This is a genomic window from Rathayibacter sp. AY1E2 (assembly GCF_002932325.1).
In the GTDB taxonomy this organism is placed as follows: domain Bacteria; phylum Actinomycetota; class Actinomycetes; order Actinomycetales; family Microbacteriaceae; genus Rathayibacter.
In genome coordinates, this window is sequence record NZ_PSVO01000001.1 from 199359 (window position 1) to 220358 (window position 21000).

The window sequence follows — 21000 nt, forward strand, 5'->3', positions numbered from 1 at the left end:
GATCAGCCCGGACGGCGCGTCAGCGCCCTACCGACCGACACCGAGCCGCTTCGCGATCACATCGCGAGCGGCTCGTGCCGTTTCATCGACCAGGCGGAGACGCTCGTCCGACGGGGAGTAGGCGTCGCCGAGGGCGCGCCGCAGGATCGCGTCCGCGAGCGAGGGGTTCTTCGCGAGGACGGGGCCGTGCAGGTGCGTGCCCAGAAGGCCTCCCACCGCGTAGCCCTCGTGGCCGGCGCCGTCGCCGGTGCCGTGCAGCACTCGGCCGAGCGCGTGCTCGAGCGGGATCCCGGTCATCCGGCGCTCGTGGTTCTCGAAGCCGACGAGGACACCGCCCGGCGTCTCGACGAGGAGGTCGTCGGTCGCGCGCTCGCCCGTGACCGAGTCTCCGGGGAACAGTCCGATCCCCCGGGCGCCGCCCGCGGCCGTGCTGATCGAACCGGCCAGCATCTCCCAGCCGGCCCCGACCGCGACCACCTGGGTGCCCTGGTCGACCCAGGCCCGCAGCGTCGGCGCGATCTCGTGGAGGAATGCCAGGACGCCCGGGAGGTCCTCGTCCGCTCCCGTCCCGGCGACAAGGACGTCCGGACGGACCTCGGCGTCGGAGGCGGTCGCCAGCGGCACCACCTCCGCCTCGACGCCCGACCAGCGCGCCCGAGCCGCGAGGACCCGGGCGTTCGCCGCGTCGCCGTTGCTGTCCAGGACGTCGGGAGCGAGCACGGCGATGCGGAGGGTGGTCACGCGGTCTCCTCGCGGTTGGTGACGAGCTGCAGGTGCGCACGGGTGCGGCGCATCGAATCGGCCGAGAAGACGATGGTCTTCCGGCCGGAGGCGGGGGTCGGCAGAGCGAGGAACGCGTCGAGCGCGCGACCCAGGTCCTCGTCGACGGAGTCGACGCGCACGCCGTCGTAGCGCAGGTGCAGCGCCGCCTCGTGCGCCTTCGACCCCGAGACGACTCTGACGTGCCCGAGCACGGAGGTGTCCACGGGCCAGAAGTAGGAGGGGTCTCGGACGTCGGAGCCGATCGCGAGCATGATCTGCTCGGTCCCCTCGGGGATCTCCGCGATGTTCAGGCGGTAGCTCGCCGGGTTCTGGACCAGGACGAACTCGACCTCGTGGCCGCGCACGGTGACGATCTCGCCCCGCCCGAAGACGGGGTCGATGCTCGAGAGCGCGGAGGCGGCGAGGGCCGGGTCGAAGCGCTCAGCGAGCACGGCGCGGGCCGTGGAGACGGCCGCCGCGGCGTCCACCGCGTAGTGGACGCCCCGTGCGGGGAGCCGGACCTCGAGCGGGTCGCCGTCGCTGATGATGCGCGCGGCCGCTCCCGTCGTGCTCTCGACGACGGTGGTCGCACGGTCGGTCCCGGCCTCCGCCTCTGCGGCGTAGCCGAGACCGCCGGACGCGGAGTCGCGGACGGAGGAGGAGACGCCGTACCAGCGGATCCGCTCGCCGGGGAGGGAGGTCGCGACATCGGCGACGTGGCGGTCGTCGGCGTTCAGCACGACGGGACCGGTCGCGCGGGAGGCGATGGTGCCGAGCATCCGGGCGACCATGGCCGGATCGAAGAAGCGGTCGATCTGGTCGACCACCACGTTCGTCAGCAGGACGACGCGGGGGCGCATCCGGGGCGCGAGGCGCGCGCCGTGACCCTCGTCCATCTCGAGGACGGCGATGTCGGCGTCGATCCGTCCGCGGAGGTCCGCCTGCTCCAGGAGCGCGGAGGTCAGCCCCTGGGCGATGTTGGCCGTCGAGGGGTTGGTGAAGACCCGGAGCCCGTGCGCGCGGAGCACCGCGACCAGCATCTTGGTCGTGGTCGACTTGCCCGCCGATCCCGTGACGACCACGAGGCCGTCCCGGAATCCGTCGAGCACCGCGGGCAGGAATCCGGGCGCGACGCGGTTCACCACGAGTCCGGGCACGGCGGATCCCCCGCCGGGCTTCCGGACCCGCGCGGCGAACCGGGCGGCCCTCCCGAGGAGGACCGCCGGCGCGTAGCGGATCACCGGCCTACTCGAGGTAGTCGCGGAGCGACTGCGAGCGGGACGGGTGGCGGAGCTTGGCCATCGTCTTGGACTCGATCTGGCGGATGCGCTCGCGCGTCACGCCGAAGGTGTCGCCGATCTGGTCGAGCGTCTTCGGCATGCCGTCGCCGAGGCCGAAGCGCATGCGGATCACGCCGGCCTCGCGCTCCGAGAGCGAGTCGAGCAGCGACTCCAGCTGCTTCTGCAGCATGGTGAAGCCCACGGCGTCGGCCGGGACGACCGCCTCGGTGTCCTCGATGAGGTCGCCGAACTCGCTGTCGCCGTCCTCACCCAGGGGCGTGTGCAGCGAGATCGGCTCGCGCCCGTACTTCTGCACCTCGATGACCTTCTCGGGAGTCATGTCGAGCTCGCGCGAGAGCTCCTCGGGCGTGGGCTCGCGGCCCAGGTCCTGGAGCATCTGGCGCTGCACGCGGGCCAGCTTGTTGATGACCTCGACCATGTGCACCGGGATGCGGATGGTGCGGGCCTGGTCGGCCATCGCGCGGGTGATCGCCTGGCGGATCCACCACGTGGCGTAGGTCGAGAACTTGAAGCCCTTGGTGTAGTCGAACTTCTCGACCGCACGGATGAGGCCCAGGTTGCCCTCCTGGATGAGGTCGAGGAACTGCATCCCGCGACCGGTGTAGCGCTTCGCGAGGCTGACGACGAGCCGGAGGTTCGCTCCGAGCAGGTGGCTCTTCGCGCGCTGGCCGTCCTTCGCGACCCAGCGCAGCTCGCGGACGAGCTCCGGGCTGAGGTCGGTCGAGTTGGCGAGCTTGTCCTCGGCGAACAGGCCGGCCTCGATGCGCATCGCGAGCTCGACCTCCTCGGCCGCGTTCAGGAGCGCGACCTTGCCGATCTGCTTCAGGTAGTCCTTGACCGGGTCGGCGGTGGCACCGGTGATCGCGGTCGAGTAGACCGGGACCTCGTCGTCCTCTCCGCCGAACGACAGGACGAGCGCACCGCTCGGGAGCGGCTCGGCCGGAGCGGCGACGGCAGCGGCGGCCGGGGCCTCCGGCGTCTCCGCGTCGTCCTTGGCGTCGGTCTCGGTGTCCTCGGCGACGACCTCGGTCTCCTCCTCCTCCGCTGCCTCGTCGGGCTCGACGGCGTCGGTCGGCTCCTCCTCGGTGTCGGCGGGAGCGGCGGCCTTGGTCGTGGCGCGCGAGCGGGTCGTCTTGGCCGCGGTGGTCTTGGCCGCCGTGGTCTTCGCCGCGGGCTTGCGCGTCGCGGGCTTCTTGGTGGTCGTCGTCACGTCGTCGTCGACGGCGTCGAGCGTTGCGGTCTTGGTAGCTCTGGTGGCCATGGCGGCACCTCTCCATCCGTTGCGTCCCGGGGGCGGGCGGCGCGGGAGGGCGTCGTCCGTCGGTGGGCATTACGAGGACCCATGTCAAGTCGAGGACGTCGCACGCCCGACGTGGGCCTGGTGCTCCTCGACCCGAACGGGTCCTATTGACAATTATTGCACGTCTGAGTAGTGCAGCCGTGCGGTGCGGTGCGAGTGGGGCTCGATCCGGCGGGATCCGGGCCGTTCCGCTGGGACATCGCGTCTGCAGAAGGGCGGATCGACGGGGACGACCGTCAGCGCCCCGCGCGGCCGCGGCGCATCCGGTCACTCAGTGCAACCCAGAGAGGGGCCACGGTTATTCCCTCGTCCTCGGCCAGGCGGCGGCGGGTCCGGCGGCGCGCGACGACGAGTCCGACGACTCCGGCGCCGACCACCACGTACTGCACGCACCACGCCAGGCGGAAGTGCTCGAGCGAGTAGGTCTGCTCGGAGGAGGCACCGGGACCGGCCAGTGCGTCGAGGATCAGGCCGATCGCGAACATCATCGTGAAGCTGGCCAGGAACCCGCCCACGTTGACGACTCCGTTCGCCGCGCCGAGGCTCCGCGAGGGGTTGAACGTGCGGGCGAAGTCGAACCCGATCATGGAGCCGGGGCCGCCCGCTCCGACGACGATCAGGAGCAGCACCACGAGCCAGTACGGCGGGACGCCGGGCCAGAGCAGCACGACGGTCCAGGCGACCGCCATCGCCGAGACGATCCCGAGCACGAGGTTGCTGCGGCGCATGGGGTGGCGGGCGGTCAGGACGCCGAGCACGGGCCCGACGACGATCCCCGCGATCACGACGATCGTGAGGGTCGGCGCGGCGACGGTCGGCGGCAGGCCGATCGCGTAGACGAGGAAGGGGTAGCCCCAGAGGAGCGTGAAGACCGTGCCGGAGGACTGCGTGACGAAGTGCGACCAGAAGCCGAGCTGCGTCCCCGGCCGGCGCAGGCTCACTCCGAGCTGCGCGATCGTCGCCCGGAGCGTCGGCGGCACCAGGGTGATCGGCTCGGTGCGCGGCGGGACGTCGGCGACCAGGAGGAGCACGCCGAGGAAGGACACGGCCCCGAGGCCGGCGGCGCTGAGGAACGCGGGCTCCCAGCCGAACGTGTGGAGGATCGCCGCGAACGGGAGTGCGGAGAGGATCTGGCCCACCTGGCCGATGTTGCCGATCCACTGCGAGAGCTGCGGCACGATCGGTCCGCTGAACCAGGTGACCGTGAGGCGGATCACGGAGGTGAAGATCGCGGCGTCCCCCGCTCCCAGCAGGATCCGCCCGACGATCGCGACGCCGATGCCCGGCGCGATCGCGACCACGACCTGGCCCGCCATCATCAGGGCCGTGCCCGAGAGGATCAGGGTCCGCGGGCCGAACCGGTCGATGAGGATCCCGACCGGGATCTGCATCCCGGCGTAGACGATCAGCTGGACGACGGCGAGCGACGAGAGGACGGCGGCGGCCACCCCGAACCGCTCCGCGGCGTCCACTCCTGCGACGCCCAGCGTCGTGCGGTCCAGGACCGCGACGAGGTAGGCGAACGCTCCGGCACCGAAGACGAACCAGGCTCGACGATCACGCACTCGTCCGATCCTACGGCCGCTCAGGAGGCGGTGGGCTCCTCGCCCGGGCGGCGGATCGCGAGGAACTTCTCGAGCTCGGCGGCGATCGCGTCGGCGCTGGGCACGAAGCCGTCCTCGTCGGTGAGCGGCGAGCGGAGGCTCGTCCCCTCCATGTAGGTGTCGTGCCGCGCCTCGAGGGCCGAGACCAGCTTCTGCAGCTCGTCGTTGCCGCCGACCTGCTCGTCGACCTTGCCGAGGAACTCCCGCCCGCTCTCGCGCAGGCGGTCCGTCGGGAAGATGAGGCCGGTCGACGCCGAGATGCTCTCGAGCGCCGCGACCGCCGCCTGCGGGTACTCGGTGTCCGACAGGTAGTGGGGGATGAGCAGCGCGAAGCCGACCACGGTCAGACCGCGCTCGTAGAGGCGCAGCTCGAGCAGGTGGAGGACGTTCGAGGGCACCTGCGTGTGCGGCTTCCAGACCGACATCGCCTCGATCAGGTCCTCGCGGTTGCCGCTCACGGTGACGCCTACGGGCCGGGTGTGCGGCACGGGCATCGGGATCGCCTGGACCCACGTGGTCGAGGCGACGTCGAGCCGCTCGAGGAGGGAGACCACCGCGCGGGTGAACCGCTCCCACTGGAAGTCGGGCTCGAAGCCGGTGAGCAGGAGGAACGGCTGGTGCAGCTCGTCGTGCGCGAGCGAGAGCCGGAGCATCGCAGGACGGTAGTCCGTCAGGTGGTCCTGGTCGAACGTGATGATGGGGCGGCGGGCCCGGTAGTCGAGCAGCTGATCCTGGTCGAAGACCGCGACCCCGCGGTGCTCGAGGGTCTCGAAGAGGTACTCCCCCAGCTGCCCCACCGCTCCCCCGGCGTCGGCCGAGCCGGTCAGGCCCGCGACGAGGTGCAGCCCGCGCGGGATCTCGGAGAGGTCGCCCTCGATCTCGAACAGGTCTTCCGGATCCAGCATGCGTCCAGTCTAAACGGGGGTCCCGGCGCCCCGGCCGGGTCCGCTGAGCCCTCAGCGAACAGCGCCTAGCATTGCCGCCATGCCCCTCTCCTCTCTCGAGTACTCGACCGTTCCCGCCTCCGACATCGACACCGACGCCCTCGTCCTCGGCGTCGCCCCGGGACCCGACGGTCCCCGGCTCGTCGGTGCGGAGGGCTTCGAGGAGCTGGCCCCCGCGCTGAGCGCGCTCGGCGCGACCGGCGCGGCCGAGACGCTCGTGCGCGTGCCGTCCTCGGTCCGTGCCGGAGTGATCGTGCTCGCCGGACTCGGCTCGGCGGAGCCCGACGACACCGCGCTGCGGAACGCCGCGGGCGCCGCCGTCCGCCTGCTCGCGGGGTCCGCCTCCGTGGCCCTCTCCCTCCCCGCCGGCTCCGACGGCACGCTCGCCGCGGTCGCCGAGGGCGCCGCGCTCGGCTCCTACTCCTTCACCGCCTTCCGCGGCAGCACCGCCGCCACGGCGAAGGCGCCCGTCGAGCACGTCGTCCTGCTGGGCGGCGGCGAGTCGGCCGACCCCGCCGTCCTGGACCGGGCGCTCGTGCTCGGCCGCGCGGTCGGCACGGTGAAGGACCTCGTCAACACTCCCCCGTCGCACCTCTACCCGCAGACGCTGGCCGAGGCCGTGCAGACCGGCGCAGAGGGACTGCCCCTCGAGGTCACCGTCTGGGACGAGGAGGCCCTCGCGGAGGAGGGGTTCGGCGGCATCCTCGGAGTCGGCAGCGGATCCTCCCGCCCACCCCGCCTCGTGAAGGTCGCCTACGCGCCCGAGGGCGCGAGCACCCACCTCGCCCTGGTCGGCAAGGGCATCACCTTCGACAGCGGCGGACTCTCGCTCAAGCCGCCGGCCTCGATGATCGGGATGAAGACCGACATGGCGGGCGCGGCGACCGTGTACGCCGTCGTGCGCGCCATCGCGGAGCTCGGCCTCCCGCTCCGCGCGACCGCCTGGCTCTGCATCGCCGAGAACCTCCCCTCCGGGACCGCGATCCGCCCGGACGACGTGCTCACCGTGCGCGGCGGGACCACGGTGGAGGTGCTGAACACCGACGCCGAGGGCCGGCTGGTGCTCGCCGACGGCCTCGTCGCCGCCAGCGAGGAGCAGCCCGATGCGATCATCGACGTCGCGACGCTGACCGGCGCCTCCGTGGTCGCCCTCGGCAACCGGACCGTCGGCGCTCTGGGCGACGACGAGCTGGTCTCCCGCGTCCTCGACGCCGCCCGCGCGGCGGGAGAGCCCTTCTGGCAGATGCCCCTCCCCGCGGAGCTGCGACCGCTGCTCAACTCGGACATCGCCGACATCGCGAACGTCAAGCCGGGCAACACCGCCGGCGGCATGCTCCTCGCCGGCCACTTCCTCCGCGAGTTCGTCGGGAAGCGCGGCGAGGGCGAGGACGCGACCACGATCCCGTGGGCGCACCTCGACATCGCCGGCCCCTCGAGCAACGGAGGCGGCGGCTACGGCTTCACCGGAGCCGGCGCCACGGGGGTCTCGGTGCGCGCGCTGATCGCCCTGGCCGAGCGCTTCGCGAGCGCGTAGTAGGGTCGACGGGGCGGGAGATCCCGCCTCGTCCCCCCTCCCGATCCGCTCGGCGCTCAGCGCCGGAGCCGGTCGGCCGGGAAGCGGGACCGCACGTCGCGAGGGAGTCACTGGGTGTCGGAAGAGCGCTACGACCTGGTCGTGCTCGGAGGTGGCAGCGGCGGGTACGCGGCGGCCCTCCGGGCGACGCAGCTCGGGATGAGCGTCGCGCTCGTGGAGCGCGACAAGCTCGGCGGCACCTGCCTGCACCGCGGGTGCGTGCCCACCAAGGCCCTGCTGCACGCCGCCGAGCTGGCGGACGGCGCCCGCGAGGGAGAGAAGTACGGCGTGCTCTCGAGCTTCACCGGGATCGACATGGCTGGCGTCACGCGCTACCGCGAAGGCGTCGTCGCCGGCAAGTACAAGGGGCTCCAGAGCCTCGTGTCCTCGCGCGGCATCACGGTCGTCACGGGCGAGGGCCGCCTCACCGCGCCGGGCACCGTGACGGTCGGTGAGCACGTGCTCCACGGCGCGTCGGTCGTCGTCGCCACCGGGTCCGCCTCCCGCACCCTCCCCGGGATCGAGATCGGCGGCCGCATCCTGACGAGCGACCAGGCTCTCGAGCTCGACCACGTGCCCGCGAGCGTCGTCGTCCTGGGCGGCGGAGTGATCGGCGTCGAGTTCGCGAGCGTCTGGCGCTCGTTCGGCGCCGAGGTCACGATCGTCGAGGCCCTCCCCCACCTCGTCCCCAACGAGGACGAGAGCGTCAGCAAGCAGCTGGAGCGCGCCTTCCGCAAGCGGGGCATCGCCTTCCAGCTGGGATCCCGCGTCGCGTCGGTCTCGCAGAGCGAGGGCGGCGTCTCCGTGTCGCTCGAGAGCGGCGCCACGGTGGAGGGCGAGATCCTGCTGGTCGCCGTCGGCCGCGGCCCGGTGACCGCGGGCATCGGCCTCGAGGAGGCCGGGGTCCGCCTCGACCGCGGCTACGTGCTGACCGACGAGCGCCTGCAGACCTCCGTCCCCGGCGTGTACGCCGTGGGCGACATCGTGCCGGGGCTCCAGCTCGCGCACCGGAGCTTCCAGCAGGGGATCTTCGTCGCGGAGGAGATCGCCGGTCTGGGGCCGCAGGTCGTCAGGGACGTCAACGTCCCGAAGGTGACCTACAGCGACCCCGAAGTGGCCTCCGTCGGCCTCGGCGAGGCCCGCGCGATCGCCGAGTACGGCGCCGAGCGCGTCGCCGTGTACGACTACGGCCTCGGCGGCAACGCCCGGAGCACGATCATCGGGACCACCGGCTCCGTGAAGGTCGTGCGCCTGGTCGACGGCCCCGTCGTCGGCGTGCACATGGTCGGAGCCCGCGTCGGCGAGCTGATCGGCGAGGCTCAGCTCATCGTGAACTGGGAGGCGCACCCCGAGGACGTCGCGCCCCTCGTGCACGCGCACCCCACTCAGAACGAGGCGCTCGGCGAGGCGCACCTCGCTCTGGCCGGGAAGCCGCTGCACGCCCTGTAGAACCACTGCGGTGCGGCGACCCGCCGCTTCCGCATCAGTAAGCTGGACATCGAAACACAAGCGTCTTAAGGAGACAGGCTCATGAGCGAATCCGTCAGCCTCCCGGCACTCGGAGAGAGTGTCACGGAAGGAACGGTCACCCGCTGGCTGAAGAACGTCGGGGACCGCGTCGAGGTGGACGAGCCCCTGCTCGAGGTCTCGACCGACAAGGTCGACACCGAGATCCCGTCGCCCGTCGCGGGAGTGATCGAGGAGATCCTCGTCCAGGAGGACGAGACCGTCGAGGTCGGCGCCGAGCTGGTGCGCATCGGAAACGGCTCCGGAGCCGCGTCGGCGTCCGAGCCCGAGGCTCCCGCCGAGGAGGCCCCCGAGGTCCAGGCCGCCGAGACCGAGGCCACTGACGAGGCGACCCCGTCGGTGGACGCCGAGAGCGACGCCGAGGCTCCCGCCCCGGTCTCGGCGCCCGCCGCCGCAGCCGCCAAGGCCGCGCGCACCCCGCTCGAGACGTCGCCCCTCCGCGGCACCACGCAGCCGATGTCGCGCCTGCGCAAGGTCCTCGCGCAGCGCGCCGTCGAGTCGATGCAGACGAGCGCCCAGCTCACCTCGGTCATCGAGGTCGACGTCACGGCGGTCGCCCGCTTCCGCGACTCGGTCAAGAAGAGCTTCCAGGAGAAGACCGGCGCCAAGCTGTCCTTCCTCCCGTTCTTCGCCCTCGCGGCGGCCGAGGCGCTCAAGGCCTACCCGGTGATCAACTCGACCCTCGACGGCGAGTCGATCGTCTACCCGGACCACGAGAACATCAGCATCGCCGTCGACACCGAGCGCGGCCTGCTGACCCCGGTCCTCAAGAACGCGTCCGAGCTGAACCTCGCGCAGATCGCCTCCACCATCGGAGACCTGGCCGAGCGCACCCGCAACAACAAGCTGAAGCCCGATGAGCTCGCCGGCGGCACCTTCACGCTGACCAACACCGGTTCACGCGGGGCCCTGTTCGACACTCCCGTCGTGTTCCTGCCGCAGACCGCGATCCTCGGCACCGGCATCGTCACCAAGAAGCCGGCCGTCGTGCAGGTGGACGGTGCTGACGCCATCGCGATCCGCTCGACCGTCTTCCTCGCGCTCTCGTACGACCACCGCACGGTCGACGGAGCCGACGCGGCGCGCTTCCTGGTCGCGATCAAGGAGCGCCTCGAGGAGGGCTCGTTCGAGAACGACCTCGGCATCTGAGGCGCTCCCCTTGAGCGCGCCTCTCACGAGGCCGCTCCGGTGTAGACGTCGCGGATGAGCCAGCCGGCCTCCGTCCTGATGATCAGGACGGAGGCCGCTGTCGTCCCCGGGGCCGTCCTGAGTTGCACGACCGCCGATGCCCCGTTCACGTCGACGAGGACGGCCGACGCCTCCCCCGTCGCCGGGACAGCGGAGGCGGGGCCGTCCGCTTCGTCGCCGAGCGGCGAGTCCGCCGTGACCAGACCGCGGGCGCACTCCCGGTCCCCGCACGCGCGCACCGCGTCGATCAGCACCTCCGCCGCCTGCTCGGCGTCGAGTGAGGTCGCCGCGACCGGAGCCGGCGGTGCCGCGGTCGCCACCGCCGGCGGAGCCGACCGAGCCGGAACGGGCGCGGCTGCGGTCGACGCCTCCGCATCCTGCACCTGCCGATCGGGCCCGCCCGCGAGCGAACCGGCGAGCACCGCTCCCAGCACGATCGCCGTCCCGACCGAGAGCGGTCCCCGACGCCGGACGACGAACGCCCGGAGGCGGTCCTGCCAGCCGTCGAGCGGGTGGACCCGCCGGTGCCGGGCAGTCGGAGCAGGCACCGCCTCCCGACCCCGTGCATCCGCGCCGGACGTCGGCAGGGCCCGCACCGCCTCGCCTATCCCCTGCGGATCCGCGAGTCCGTAGAGGTTGCCTTCCAGCGCCAGAAGGTCGCGGTGCCGCGCGAGGGCGGCGACCGGCAGCTCCGGGCAGAGCATCCCGAGGCGCTCCAGGACCCGCTGCAGCGCGTCGCGCGCCGCACGCGGGGTGTCGACGGCGGGCGTCGTCAGCAGCAGCAGGGGCCGACCCTCCTCCGTCAAGCCGATGTCGTCCGTCGTCGGAGCCAGCCATGCTCCCTCGAGCGCGGCCGAGCGGACCGCGCCCACCACGGGGGCGAGGAGGGTGACCGCGGCGCCGAGTCCGATCCCCCGCTCGACCCGCAGGAACCTCTCGAGCGTGGCGACGACGGGAGGGGCGGTCGACACGATGCACCTCCTTGGAGACGACTCCACCCGGACGATGCTCTCGCGGTGGCGGTGCTCGGCGAGCCGAGCCACCGGCGACGCCTGCAGCGCCTCGGCCTCCCGCGGCCGCATCGTCCGCTCGGCCGACGGTGCGGCGTCCGGCGCAGGCGTCCGCCGCCTCCCCGTCCGCGCTCCGCCGATCCTCCGGCCCTGGACCGTCCCGCTGCTCGTCATGAGGCGAGCCTGACCGCAGGTCGGGGCGGAGGACGCCCGCCGATCCCGATCGGTGGAGGGATCGGCGCACGTGCCCTCTGTGGAGGAGTCGGATCCGCGTCCGGGGTCCGCCGCCGCGCTCCCGCTCGGTATCCTTGACGTCATGGCACGCAGCACGGAACCGTCGACGAAGGCGGTCAAGGAACCCGGACGTCTCAAGCAGATGTGGCAGGTGTTCCAGATGACCCGCCGCTACGACAGCAGCGCCGTCTGGATCATCCTCCTCGCGCTCCTGCTCCCGATCCTGCTCGGCGTGCTCCTCGGCATCCTGCTCGGCAACGGCAACGGCTTCGTGATCGCGCTGTGGATCATCGTGGGCGTGATGGCCGGCCTGGTCGCCGGACTCGCCGTGCTCTCGCGCCGCGCCGAGCGCGCCGCCTACGGGCAGATCGCCGGGCAGCCCGGCGCGGTCGGCGCCGTCCTGCGCAGCGGACTGCGCGGCACCTGGACCGGCGGCGAGATGCCCGTCGCCGTCAACGGCAAGACCCAGGACGCCGTCTACCGCGCCGTCGGCCGCGGAGGCGTCGTGCTGATCGCGGAGGGCCCCGCCTCCCGGACCAAGCGCATGCTCGAGGACGAGCGGCGCAAGGTGTCGCGGATCCTGCCGAACGTCCCCGTCACCTTCGTGCACGTCGGCTCCGACGCCGATGCGACTCCGCTGCACAAGGTGCCGAGCCGCCTCTCGAAGACGAAGAAGGTCCTCACCAAGGCCGAGGTCCTCGCGGTGAAGAACCGGCTCTCCTCGCTCAACACGTCGCTGCCCATCCCGAAGGGCGTCGACCCCTTCAAGGTGCGCCCTCAGCGATCGCGCTGACGCACGAGGCGACAGGCCGGTCGGGATCTCTCCCGGCCGGCCTGCTCCGTCGGCGGCGCCCGTCAGTAGCGGACGAGAACCGTCCCGGCCACCTTGTCGTGGAAGCCGCGCTGATCCGAGTCCCAGACGAGCGCCGACACCAGCACGGCCAGCAGCACCGAGCGCACGATCGGGCGCCACACGCCGACCCAGCCCCCGCCGAGACGGATGACGCGCATCCCGAGCAGGCGGTGCCCGATGCTGCCGCCGATGGTGGGGATGAAGACGACCTGCAGCAGGACGAACAGCAGCAGGCTCGCCCAGCGGTCGTAGTCGAAGAACGCGAGCGACAGCAGAGCGGCGACGGCGAAGTCGACGGCCAGGGCGGCGATGCGGCGGCCGGACCGTCCGACCGAGAGGCGACCCTCTCGGGGGAGGCCGAGACGCTCTCCCGGGTACGAGCTCGGGGCGGCGTCGGCGAAGGTCCTGCGGTCGGCGGCTGGCATCCTCCGATCCTATCCGCGGCGTCTCGGAGCGGACCGAGGAGCGGGTGGTCCGGCAGGCGACGTGGAGCCCGACCCCGGACGGGCCCCGTAACATGTCGGAAACAACAGGGACACGGTGGGGAAACCCCCCGTCACTACCCTGGAACGGCTGCGCTCTGCAGCACCCCGTTACGCCATTGGAGACCTTTGCATGTTTAAAGATTCTTCCGAGGTGCTCTCGTTCATCAAGGACACGGACGTCAAGTTCCTCGACATCCGGTTCACCGATCTCCCCGGTGTCCAGCAGCACTTCAACATCCCCGCCTCGACTGTCGATGAGGAGTTCTTCTCCGTCGGTCAGCTCTTCGACGGGTCCTCGATCCGCGGATTCGCGAACATCCACGAATCGGACATGCAGCTGATCCCTGACGTGACCACCGCCTACGTGGACCCGTTCCGCGTCGAGCGCACGCTGATCCTCGTCTTCGACATCTACAACCCGCGCAACGGCGAGATCTACTCCAAGGACCCGCGTCAGGTCGCGAAGAAGGCCGAGAAGTACCTCGCGTCGACCGGCATCGCCGACACCGCGTTCTTCGCTCCCGAGGCGGAGTTCTACATCTTCGACGACGTCCGCTACGAGATCACGCAGAACTCCGCGTTCCACTCCGTCGACTCGGTCGAGGGCGCCTGGAACTCGGGACGCGTCGAGGAGGGCGGCAACCTCGGCAACAAGACGCCCTACAAGGGCGGCTACTTCCCGGTGAGCCCCGTCGACAAGCAGGCCGACCTCCGCGACGACATCTGCCTCAAGCTGATCGACGCCGGCCTCATCCTCGAGCGCTCGCACCACGAGGTGGGTACCGGCGGCCAGGCCGAGATCAACTACCGCTTCGACACGATGGTCCACGCGGCGGACGACATCCTGAAGTTCAAGTACATCGTCAAGAACACGGCCGAGCAGTGGGGCAAGACCGCCACGTTCATGCCGAAGCCGCTCTTCGGCGACAACGGCTCGGGCATGCACACCCACCAGTCGCTGTGGAACGACGGCACGCCGCTCTTCTACGACGAGAACGGCTACGGCGGTCTCTCGGACCTCGCGCGCTGGTACATCGGCGGCCTGCTCAAGCACGCCCCCGCCGTCCTCGCGTTCACGAACCCGACGGTCAACTCGTACCACCGCCTGATCCCGGGCTTCGAGGCGCCGGTCAACCTGGTCTACTCGGCCGGCAACCGCTCCGCGTCCATCCGCATCCCGATCACGGGCACGAACCCGAAGGCCAAGCGCATCGAGTTCCGTGCGCCCGACGCCTCCGGCAACCCGTACCTCGCGTTCGCCGCCCAGCTGATGGCGGGCCTCGACGGCATCAAGAACCGCATCGAGCCGCACGAGCCGGTCGACAAGGACCTCTACGAGCTGCCCCCCGAGGAGGCGAAGCTCATCCCGCAGGTCCCCGCGACCCTGGGCGAGGCGCTCGACGCCCTCGAGGCCGACCACGACTTCCTCCTCCAGGGCGGCGTGTTCACTCAGGAGCTCATCGACACCTGGATCGAGTACAAGCGCGAGAAGGAGATCAAGCCCCTCGCGCAGCGTCCTCACCCGTTCGAGTTCGAGCTGTACTACGGGGTCTGATCCCGCAGCACTGCCGAAGGGCCGTTCCTCCTCGGAGGGGCGGCCCTTCGCCGTCTCCGGCGCGCGGGCGTCAGCGGTAGGAGGGAGCGTCTCCCGCGGCCGGCCCGTAGAACAGGCGCTCGAAGACCGCGCGGGAGCGGCGGGTCACGCCGAGGTAGTCGTCCTCGAGCGCCGTCGCGGACCCGGCCGGGTACTCCAGCAGGCGCGCGACGCCCTCGAGCTGCCGGCGGTCGGTCGGGAGGACGTCGCTGGTGCGGTTGCCCCAGAGCGTGGTGCCCGAGCGGACACGGGACGCGAGGATCCACGCGGCGCGCAGCCGCTCCGCGTCCTGCGGGCCGACCATGCCCTCCTCCTCCGCGACCGCGAGGGCGGTGAGGGTCGAGGTGGTCCGCAGCGCCGGGGTCCGCCGCGCGTGCTGCAGCTGGAGGAGCTGCACCAGCCACTCGACGTCGCTCAGCGATCCACGGCCGAGCTTGAGGTGACGGCGGGGGTCGGCGCCCTGCGGCAGGCGCTCGCTCTCGACCCGTGCCTTGATCCGCTTCACCTCGCGGATGTCGCGGTCGGAGACCGCTCCCGGGTAGCGGACCCCGTCGGCCAGCTCCTCGAAGTCCTCGATGAGCGCCTGGTCCCCCGCCACTCCCCGCGCCCGGAGCAGCGCCTGAGCCTCCCAGGTCAGCGACCAGCGGGCGTAGTAGGCGCGGTAGGAGTCGAGGGAGCGCACGAGAGGCCCGTTCTTGCCCTCGGGCCGCAGGTCGGCGTCGAGGTCGAGCGGCAGGCGGGAGTCCTCCGTGAGCCGGACCAGCTCGGCGACGACGAACTGCGAGTAGAGCTGTGCCTGGTGCGGCTCGGCGGTTCCGGGGCGCTGGACGTACATCACGTCGGCGTCGGAGCCGAAGCCCAGCTCCGCTCCCCCGTACCGGCCCATGCCGATGATCGCGAACTCCGCGTCGGCGCCGGGCCGGGTCGCACTGCCGCGCCGGATGGCGGCGAGCACGCCGCCCAGCAGTGCGCTGATGATGTCGGTGAGGCTGGTCGCGATCTCCTCGATCGAGCTGAGACCGAGCACGCCCCCCATGGCGGTCCGCAGCACCTCGCGCCGGCGCATCGAGCGGAGGACCGAGGCGACCGCGTCGGGCGTCTCGTGCCGGGCGAGCACGGCGCGCACCTCCTCGGCGAGCTGGGCGGCGCTACGGGGGCGGAGGGCGTCGTCGTCCTCGAGCCAGGCCGCCGACTCCGGGATGCGGTCGAGCAGCTCGCCGACGAAGCGCGATCCGGAGAGCACCGTGGTGAGCCGCTTGGCGGCTCCGGACGAGTCGCGCAGCATCCGGAGGAACCAGGGCGTCCCGCCCAGTGCGTCGCTGAGGCGCCGGAACGCGAGCAGGCCGTAGTCGGGGTCCGGTCCGTCGGCGAACCACTGCAGCATCACCGGCACGAGGTGGCGCTGGATGCTCGCGCGACGCGAGACGCCCGAGGTCATCGCGGCGATGTGGCCGAGCGCCCCGCGGGCGTCCGCGAAGCCGATGGCGGCGAGGCGCGCCTCCGCCTGGCCGGTGGACAGCTCGGCGCCGCCGTCGGAGAGCGCGGCGACCGCGGAGAGCAGCGGACGGTAGAACAGGCGCTCGTGCAGGCCCCGGACGCGGTGCTTGATCCCGTTCCAGACGCTCAGCAGCTCCTCCGCCGTGCGGGCGAGCCCGCTGGAGCGGGCGAGGGTCCGCAGCTCGTGCTCGTCCCGCGGCATCAGGTGCGTGCGTCGCAGGCGCCGCAGCTGGAGGCGGTGCTCGAGCAGCCGGAGTGCTCGGTAGTCCTGCGCGAACTCCTCCGCGGCGGAGCGGCCGATGTACCCGCGGTCGGCGAGGGCGCCCAGGGCGAGCAGAGTCCCGGGCATGCGGATCTCGTCGTCGGTCTGCCCGTGGACGAGCTGGAGCAGCTGCACCGTGAACTCGATGTCGCGCAGGCCGCCGGGCCCGAGCTTGATCTGGTAGTGGACGTCGTTCTGCGGGATGTTCTCGGTGACCCGCTCCCGCATCCGCTGCACCGACTCGACGAAGTTCTCGCGGGAGGCGCTCGACCAGACCTTGGGCGCGACCGCGTCGACGTACGCCCGCCCCAGCTCCTGGTCGCCGGCGAGCGGACGCGCCTTGAGCAGCGCCTGGAACTCCCAGCTCTTCGCCCACCGGTCGTAGTAAGTGATGTGCGACTCGAGGGTGCGCACGAGCGCGCCCTGCTTGCCCTCCGGGCGCAGGTTCGGGTCGACCTCCCAGAGCTCCGGCTCCATCGCCAGCGCAGAGGTTCCGCGCATGAGGAGCACGGCGAGCCGGGTGGCGACGTCGATCGCACGGGCGTTCGTCAGCTCCTTCTCCGGGTCGCCCTCGGCGACGAAGATCACGTCGACGTCGCTGACGTAGTTGAGCTCGGACGCTCCCGCCTTGCCCATGCCGATGACGGCGAAGCGGGTGGCGGCGACCTCGTCCCGGCCGAAGCGGCCCGGGCCCGTGCCCTCGACCAGCTCGGTCCGCGCCACGGCGAGGGACGCCTCCAGCGTGGCTCCGGCGAGGTCGGCCAGCGCCCTCGTCACCCGGTCGATGGCCGCGACGGGGTCGGCCTGGCTCAGGTCGTGGACGACGATCCTGGTGAGGAGGCGGCGGTACCGCACGCGCAGCGCCGTCCAGCCCGCCTCCTCCCGGACCGACGAGAAGCCGTCGACGGCGCCGACCGACTCGAGCAGCTCGGCCTTCATCTCGGCGCGCCCGGGGAGCGTGCGCACCGGCTCGAGCACGCTGGCCAGCTCGTCGGGCCGGCGCTGGAGGAAGTCGGCGAGGCCGGAGGAGGCCCCCACCACCAGAAGCAGCCGGGTCAGGGCCTCGTCGTCGGCGAGGACCGCGTCCATGCTGTCGCGGTGCCGTCGCAGCAGGTCGATCAGAGCGAGCAGCGCCTCGTCCGGATCCGCCACCCGGGCGAAGGAGGGCAGCACCGACTCGAGCTGCCGCCCGGCGAGCTCCTCCGCCTCGGCCAGCCGCGCCCCGGTCTCGCCGAGCGCGGCGAAGCCGAGGCGTGCGACATCGCGGAGGGAGCGTTCGCGGGGCATGGCCGAGGCGTCAGAGCATCTCGAGGTTGCTGCGCAGCTCGTACGGCGTGACCTGGGCGCGGTACTCGGCCCAGTCCTTCCGCTTGTTGAGCAGCACGAAGTTGAACACCTGCTCGCCGAGCGTCTCGGCCACGAGCTCGGACTCCTCCATCAGCGAGATGGCGCGGTCGAGGCTGGCGGGCAGGGCGCCGTAGCCGAGCGCCCGGCGCTCCGCGTCCGACAGGGCCCACACGTTGTCCTCGGCCTCGGCCGGGAGCTCGTAGCCCTCCTCGATGCCCTTCAGCCCGGCCGCCAGGAGCAGCGAGTACGCAAGGTAGGGGTTCGCCGCGGAGTCCAGCGCCCGGTACTCGATGCGCGACGACTGCCCCTTGTTGGGCTTGTAGAGCGGGACGCGCACGAGGGCGGACCGGTTGTTGTGGCCCCACGAGACGTAGCTGGGCGCCTCGTCGCCGCCCCAGAGCCGCTTGTAGGAGTTGACGAACTGGTTCGTCACGGCGGTGATCTCGGGGGCGTGCTTGAGCAGGCCCGCGATGAACTGACGGCCGAGCTTCGAGAGCTGGTACTGGGCGCCCTGCTCGTAGAACACGTTCACGTCGCCCTCGAAGAGCGAGAGATGCGTGTGCATGCCCGAGCCGGGGTGCCCGGAGAGCGGCTTCGGCATGAACGTCGCGTAGACGCCCTGCTCGATCGCCACCTCCTTGATCACGGTGCGGAAGGTCATGATGTTGTCGGCCGTCGTGAGCGCATCCGCGTAGCGGAGGTCGATCTCGTTCTGGCCGGGGCCCGCCTCGTGGTGGCTGAACTCGACCGAGATGCCCAGATCCTCCAGCATGCGCACGGAGCGGCGGCGGAAGTCGTGCGCCGTGCCTCCGGGGACGTTGTCGAAGTACCCGGCGGAGTCGACCGGTTCCGGACCCTCGGCGCCGAAGGACGACGACTTGAGGAGGTAGAACTCGATCTCGGGGTGCGTGTAGAAGGTGAACCCGCGCTCGGCCGCCTTCGCCAGCGTGCGCTTGAGCACGTTACGCGGGTCGGCGACGGCGGGCTGGCCGTCCGGCGTGGTGATGTCGCAGAACATCCGCGCCGTCGGGTCGATCTCTCCGCGCCACGGGAGGATCTGGAAGGTCGACGGGTCCGGATGCGCGAGGACGTCGGCCTCGAAGGAGCGGGTGAGGCCCTCGATGGCGGAGCCGTCGAAGCCGAGCCCCTCCGCGAACGCGCCCTCCACCTCGGCCGGCGCGATCGCGACCGACTTCAGCGTGCCGACGACGTCGGTGAACCAGAGGCGAACGAATTTGATCCCTCGCTCTTCAATGGTGCGAAGAACGAAGTCCCGTTGCTTGTCCATCCAGACCCCTCCTGTTTCGACCCTCAGGCTACTGCCTCCGACCGGGGCCCGCGGGGCGCCCGAGGCGCGCCGTAGACTGGCGCCCATGTCAGCGCAGCCCGTGAAACGCGTTCGAACCCGCCACTTCCAGAACGCGAAGGACTCCGGTGTCCGCATCACCGGGCTGACCAGCTACGACCAGCTGACGGCGAAGATCTTCGACGACGCCGGGATCGACTTCCTCCTCGTGGGCGACTCCGCCGGCAACACGGTGCTCGGCTACGACACCACTCTGCCCGTCACCGTCGACGAGCTCATCCCGCTGGCGCGTGCCGTCGCCGGAGCCGTCGAGCGCGCCTTCGTCGTCGCCGACATGCCCTTCGGCTCCTACGAGTCGGGTGCCGACGACGCGCTGCACACGGCGTTCCGCTTCATGAAGGAGACGCACGCGCACGCGGTGAAGCTCGAGGGCGGGGTCCGCTCCGCCGAGCAGATCCGGCGCATCGTCGAGGCGGGCATCCCCGTGATGGCGCACATCGGCTTCACGCCGCAGAGCGAGCACGGGCTCGGCGGCCACATGGTCCAGGGGCGCGGCGAGGGCATCGAGCAGCTGCTCGCCGACGCGCGAGCCGTCCAGGAGGCCGGGGCGTTCGCCGTCGTCCTCGAGATGGTGCCCGCGGACGCGGCACGTCAGGTGACGGAGGAGCTGCGCATCCCGACGATCGGAGTCGGAGCGGGACCGCACGTCGACGGACAGCTGCTCGTGTGGACGGACTTCGCCGGATTCACCACCGGCCGCATCCCCCGCTTCGTGAAGCAGTACGCGGATCTGCGCGGCGTGCTCACCGGAGCGGTCACCGCGTACCGGGACGACGTGGAGTCCGGCGCCTACCCCGGCGCCGAGCACAGCTACGAGTAGCCGCGGTCAGCGGTCCTCGGCGGCGTCCTCCTCGGCCCACTTGCGGCTGTTCTCGTGCAGCCGCTCGAGGGCGTGCTCCGCCTCCTCGCGAGAGGAGAAGGGTCCCACCCGGTCGACGGAGGGGGACACGAATCCCTGCTCCACCGTGCCGGCCTTGAGGTTGTACCACCAGGAGTTCGCGTCGCCGTCAGCCATGCCGCGATCCTACGCCGCAGCCCGCGTCGGTCCGCACCCCCGCCCTTCGCTAGCATGGCCGCTATGACTGCTGCGGCGACCGCCATCGGAATCGACATCGGGGGAACGGGCATCAAGGGGGCCTCGGTGGACCTGGCCGCGGGCACTCTGCTCAGCGACCGGATGAAGCTCGCCACTCCCCCGGGCGGCACGCCGAAGGACATCGTCGCCACCGTCCAGCAGATCCTCGAGAAGATCCCGGACCTGCCCTCGGACACCCCGGTCGGCATCTGCTTCCCCGCCGTCGTCGTCCACGGACGGACGATGTCGGCGGCGAACGTGTCGGACGAGTGGATCGGCCTCGAGGCCGAGAAGCTGTTCGAGGACGCGATCGGCCGGAACATCTTCTTCGTCAACGACGCCGATGCGGCGGGCTACGCCGAGTCGCGCTTCGGAGCGGCGAAGGACAAGGAGGGCCTGGTCATCATGACCACCCTCGGCACCGGCATCGGGACGGCGCAGATCCACGACGGGATCCTCATCCCCAACGCTGAGCTCGGCCACCTCGAGATCCACGGCGGCGACTACGAGAAGAAGGCCTCGTTCGCCGCCAAGGAGCGCGACGACCTCGACTACAAGCACTGGGCGAAGCGCCTGCAGCGCTACTACTCCCACCTCGAGGCGCTGCTCTGGCCCGATCTCTTCATCGTCGGCGGCGGCATCTCCAAGCACCACGACGAGTTCCTCCCGCTGCTCGACCTGCGCACCCCGATCATCCCGGCGGCGCTCCGCAACAACGCCGGCATCCTCGGCGCGGCCGCGCTCGCAGGGCGGGGCTGAGTCTTCTTCCTCGGCGGTCCCCGCCCGCCGAGGCGCGGTCGGCCTCGGGAGGTGACGCGTTCCGGGGAGCGGGGTGCGGACGGCTACGGCGAAACGCCGGCACGCGTTTCGCCGGTTCGCCTCGTGCGTGGCGCCGTGGAGCACGGGCGTGATCGGACCTTCGGGGTCCAGTCGTCGCGGTGAGCCACGACGGGGCGGGGCACCTGGTCCTCGGCGGTCGATCCGCAGCGGCGTCTCGGGACCGTCCTCCGGGATCGTCGCCTGCCGGACGTCGTGATGCACCGCTTCGTCCGCAGGAGGCAGCGGGAGAGATGGACTG

At 71.6% G+C, this 21000-nt stretch carries 17 protein-coding genes; 7 read left to right on the forward strand and 10 right to left on the reverse strand.

The annotated features are described in order from the left end of the window. Nucleotides 1–27: 27 nt before the first annotated feature. The 5 genes from C5C49_RS00850 to C5C49_RS00870 form a co-directional block, all read right to left on the reverse strand. The gene (locus C5C49_RS00850; protein WP_146084816.1) at nt 28–741 is read right to left on the reverse strand and encodes a type 1 glutamine amidotransferase; all 714 of its coding nucleotides are present in this window, start codon (nt 739–741) and stop codon (nt 28–30) included. After that, nucleotides 738–2003 (reverse strand): Mur ligase family protein, encoded by a 1266-nt coding sequence (locus C5C49_RS00855; RefSeq protein WP_104345198.1) that lies wholly within the window; start codon nt 2001–2003, stop codon nt 738–740. The genes C5C49_RS00850 and C5C49_RS00855 overlap by 4 nt, the downstream gene beginning before the upstream one ends. Before the next feature lie 4 nt (nt 2004–2007). After that, a complete protein-coding gene (locus tag C5C49_RS00860) occupies nt 2008–3324 on the reverse strand; it encodes an RNA polymerase sigma factor (RefSeq protein WP_104232561.1) in 1317 nt (438 codons plus the stop codon). A 275-nt stretch (nt 3325–3599) separates the two neighbouring features. After that, the gene (locus C5C49_RS00865) at nt 3600–4928 is read right to left on the reverse strand and encodes a nitrate/nitrite transporter (RefSeq protein WP_104345199.1); all 1329 of its coding nucleotides are present in this window, start codon (nt 4926–4928) and stop codon (nt 3600–3602) included. Between the two features lie 20 nt (nt 4929–4948). Further along, nucleotides 4949–5872 carry a proteasome assembly chaperone family protein gene (locus C5C49_RS00870; RefSeq protein ID WP_104225227.1) on the reverse strand — a complete coding sequence of 308 codons (924 nt, stop codon included), beginning with the start codon at nt 5870–5872 and terminating at the stop codon, nt 4949–4951. 79 nt (nt 5873–5951) lie between these two features. On the opposite strand from C5C49_RS00870, the gene C5C49_RS00875 reads away from it, so the two are divergent. From C5C49_RS00875 to C5C49_RS00885, 3 genes are all read left to right on the forward strand, one after another. Continuing rightward, the gene (locus C5C49_RS00875; protein ID WP_104345200.1) at nt 5952–7445 is read left to right on the forward strand and encodes a leucyl aminopeptidase; all 1494 of its coding nucleotides are present in this window, start codon (nt 5952–5954) and stop codon (nt 7443–7445) included. A gap of 114 nt (nt 7446–7559) precedes the next feature. Next, the gene (gene lpdA / locus C5C49_RS00880; protein ID WP_104345201.1) at nt 7560–8933 is read left to right on the forward strand and encodes a dihydrolipoyl dehydrogenase; all 1374 of its coding nucleotides are present in this window, start codon (nt 7560–7562) and stop codon (nt 8931–8933) included. An 81-nt stretch (nt 8934–9014) separates the two neighbouring features. Beyond that, nucleotides 9015–10160, forward strand: coding sequence for a 2-oxo acid dehydrogenase subunit E2 (locus tag C5C49_RS00885; protein ID WP_104345202.1), 1146 nt, complete (start codon nt 9015–9017; stop codon nt 10158–10160). Nucleotides 10161–10183: 23 nt separating this feature from the next. Here the strand turns inward: C5C49_RS00885 and C5C49_RS00890 are convergent, their stop codons facing one another. Further along, nucleotides 10184–11170, reverse strand: coding sequence for a hypothetical protein (locus C5C49_RS00890; protein ID WP_104345203.1), 987 nt, complete (start codon nt 11168–11170; stop codon nt 10184–10186). A 355-nt stretch (nt 11171–11525) separates the two neighbouring features. Between C5C49_RS00890 and C5C49_RS00900 the strand changes: the two genes are divergently transcribed. Continuing rightward, on the forward strand, nt 11526–12236 hold the full coding sequence (locus C5C49_RS00900; RefSeq protein WP_104223728.1) for a DUF4191 domain-containing protein: 711 nt from the start codon (nt 11526–11528) through the stop codon (nt 12234–12236). A gap of 62 nt (nt 12237–12298) precedes the next feature. Here C5C49_RS00900 and C5C49_RS00905 read toward each other — a convergent pair whose 3' ends face one another. After that, nucleotides 12299–12721: an RDD family protein gene (locus C5C49_RS00905; RefSeq protein ID WP_104345205.1), complete on the reverse strand. Its 423-nt coding sequence runs from the start codon at nt 12719–12721 to the stop codon at nt 12299–12301. A gap of 190 nt (nt 12722–12911) precedes the next feature. Here C5C49_RS00905 and glnA point away from each other — a divergent pair, with 190 nt between their 5' ends. Beyond that, nucleotides 12912–14336 (forward strand): type I glutamate--ammonia ligase, encoded by a 1425-nt coding sequence (gene glnA, locus C5C49_RS00910; protein ID WP_104223668.1) that lies wholly within the window; start codon nt 12912–12914, stop codon nt 14334–14336. A 70-nt stretch (nt 14337–14406) separates the two neighbouring features. Here the strand turns inward: glnA and C5C49_RS00915 are convergent, their stop codons facing one another. After that, the gene (locus C5C49_RS00915; protein WP_104345206.1) at nt 14407–17421 is read right to left on the reverse strand and encodes a bifunctional [glutamine synthetase] adenylyltransferase/[glutamine synthetase]-adenylyl-L-tyrosine phosphorylase; all 3015 of its coding nucleotides are present in this window, start codon (nt 17419–17421) and stop codon (nt 14407–14409) included. A gap of 10 nt (nt 17422–17431) precedes the next feature. Next, entirely contained in the window at nt 17432–18769 is a 1338-nt protein-coding gene (locus C5C49_RS00920; protein ID WP_068253236.1) for a glutamine synthetase family protein, read from the reverse strand. Nucleotides 18770–18854: 85 nt separating this feature from the next. Here C5C49_RS00920 and panB point away from each other — a divergent pair, with 85 nt between their 5' ends. Continuing rightward, nucleotides 18855–19667, forward strand: a complete 813-nt coding sequence (panB, locus tag C5C49_RS00925; RefSeq protein ID WP_104226711.1) for a 3-methyl-2-oxobutanoate hydroxymethyltransferase — start codon at nt 18855–18857, stop codon at nt 19665–19667. Between the two features lie 6 nt (nt 19668–19673). Here panB and C5C49_RS00930 read toward each other — a convergent pair whose 3' ends face one another. Then, on the reverse strand, nt 19674–19862 hold the full coding sequence (locus C5C49_RS00930) for an SPOR domain-containing protein (RefSeq protein WP_104223671.1): 189 nt from the start codon (nt 19860–19862) through the stop codon (nt 19674–19676). A gap of 63 nt (nt 19863–19925) precedes the next feature. Between C5C49_RS00930 and ppgK the strand changes: the two genes are divergently transcribed. Beyond that, on the forward strand, nt 19926–20681 hold the full coding sequence (gene ppgK, locus C5C49_RS00935; RefSeq protein ID WP_104239180.1) for a polyphosphate--glucose phosphotransferase: 756 nt from the start codon (nt 19926–19928) through the stop codon (nt 20679–20681). Nucleotides 20682–21000 lie beyond the last annotated feature (319 nt).

Coding starts and splice junctions, on each gene's coding strand:
- C5C49_RS00860 (WP_104232561.1), bottom strand. CDS start 3,324: ATGGCCACCAGAGCTACCAAGACCGCAACGCTCGACGCCGTCGACGAC.
- C5C49_RS00870 (WP_104225227.1), bottom strand. CDS start 5,872: ATGCTGGATCCGGAAGACCTGTTCGAGATCGAGGGCGACCTCTCCGAG.
- C5C49_RS00875 (WP_104345200.1), top strand. CDS start 5,952: ATGCCCCTCTCCTCTCTCGAGTACTCGACCGTTCCCGCCTCCGACATC.
- C5C49_RS00885 (WP_104345202.1), top strand. CDS start 9,015: ATGAGCGAATCCGTCAGCCTCCCGGCACTCGGAGAGAGTGTCACGGAA.
- C5C49_RS00900 (WP_104223728.1), top strand. CDS start 11,526: ATGGCACGCAGCACGGAACCGTCGACGAAGGCGGTCAAGGAACCCGGA.
- C5C49_RS00905 (WP_104345205.1), bottom strand. CDS start 12,721: ATGCCAGCCGCCGACCGCAGGACCTTCGCCGACGCCGCCCCGAGCTCG.
- glnA (WP_104223668.1), top strand. CDS start 12,912: ATGTTTAAAGATTCTTCCGAGGTGCTCTCGTTCATCAAGGACACGGAC.
- C5C49_RS00915 (WP_104345206.1), bottom strand. CDS start 17,421: ATGCCCCGCGAACGCTCCCTCCGCGATGTCGCACGCCTCGGCTTCGCC.
- C5C49_RS00920 (WP_068253236.1), bottom strand. CDS start 18,769: ATGGACAAGCAACGGGACTTCGTTCTTCGCACCATTGAAGAGCGAGGG.
- panB (WP_104226711.1), top strand. CDS start 18,855: ATGTCAGCGCAGCCCGTGAAACGCGTTCGAACCCGCCACTTCCAGAAC.
- C5C49_RS00930 (WP_104223671.1), bottom strand. CDS start 19,862: ATGGCTGACGGCGACGCGAACTCCTGGTGGTACAACCTCAAGGCCGGC.
- ppgK (WP_104239180.1), top strand. CDS start 19,926: ATGACTGCTGCGGCGACCGCCATCGGAATCGACATCGGGGGAACGGGC.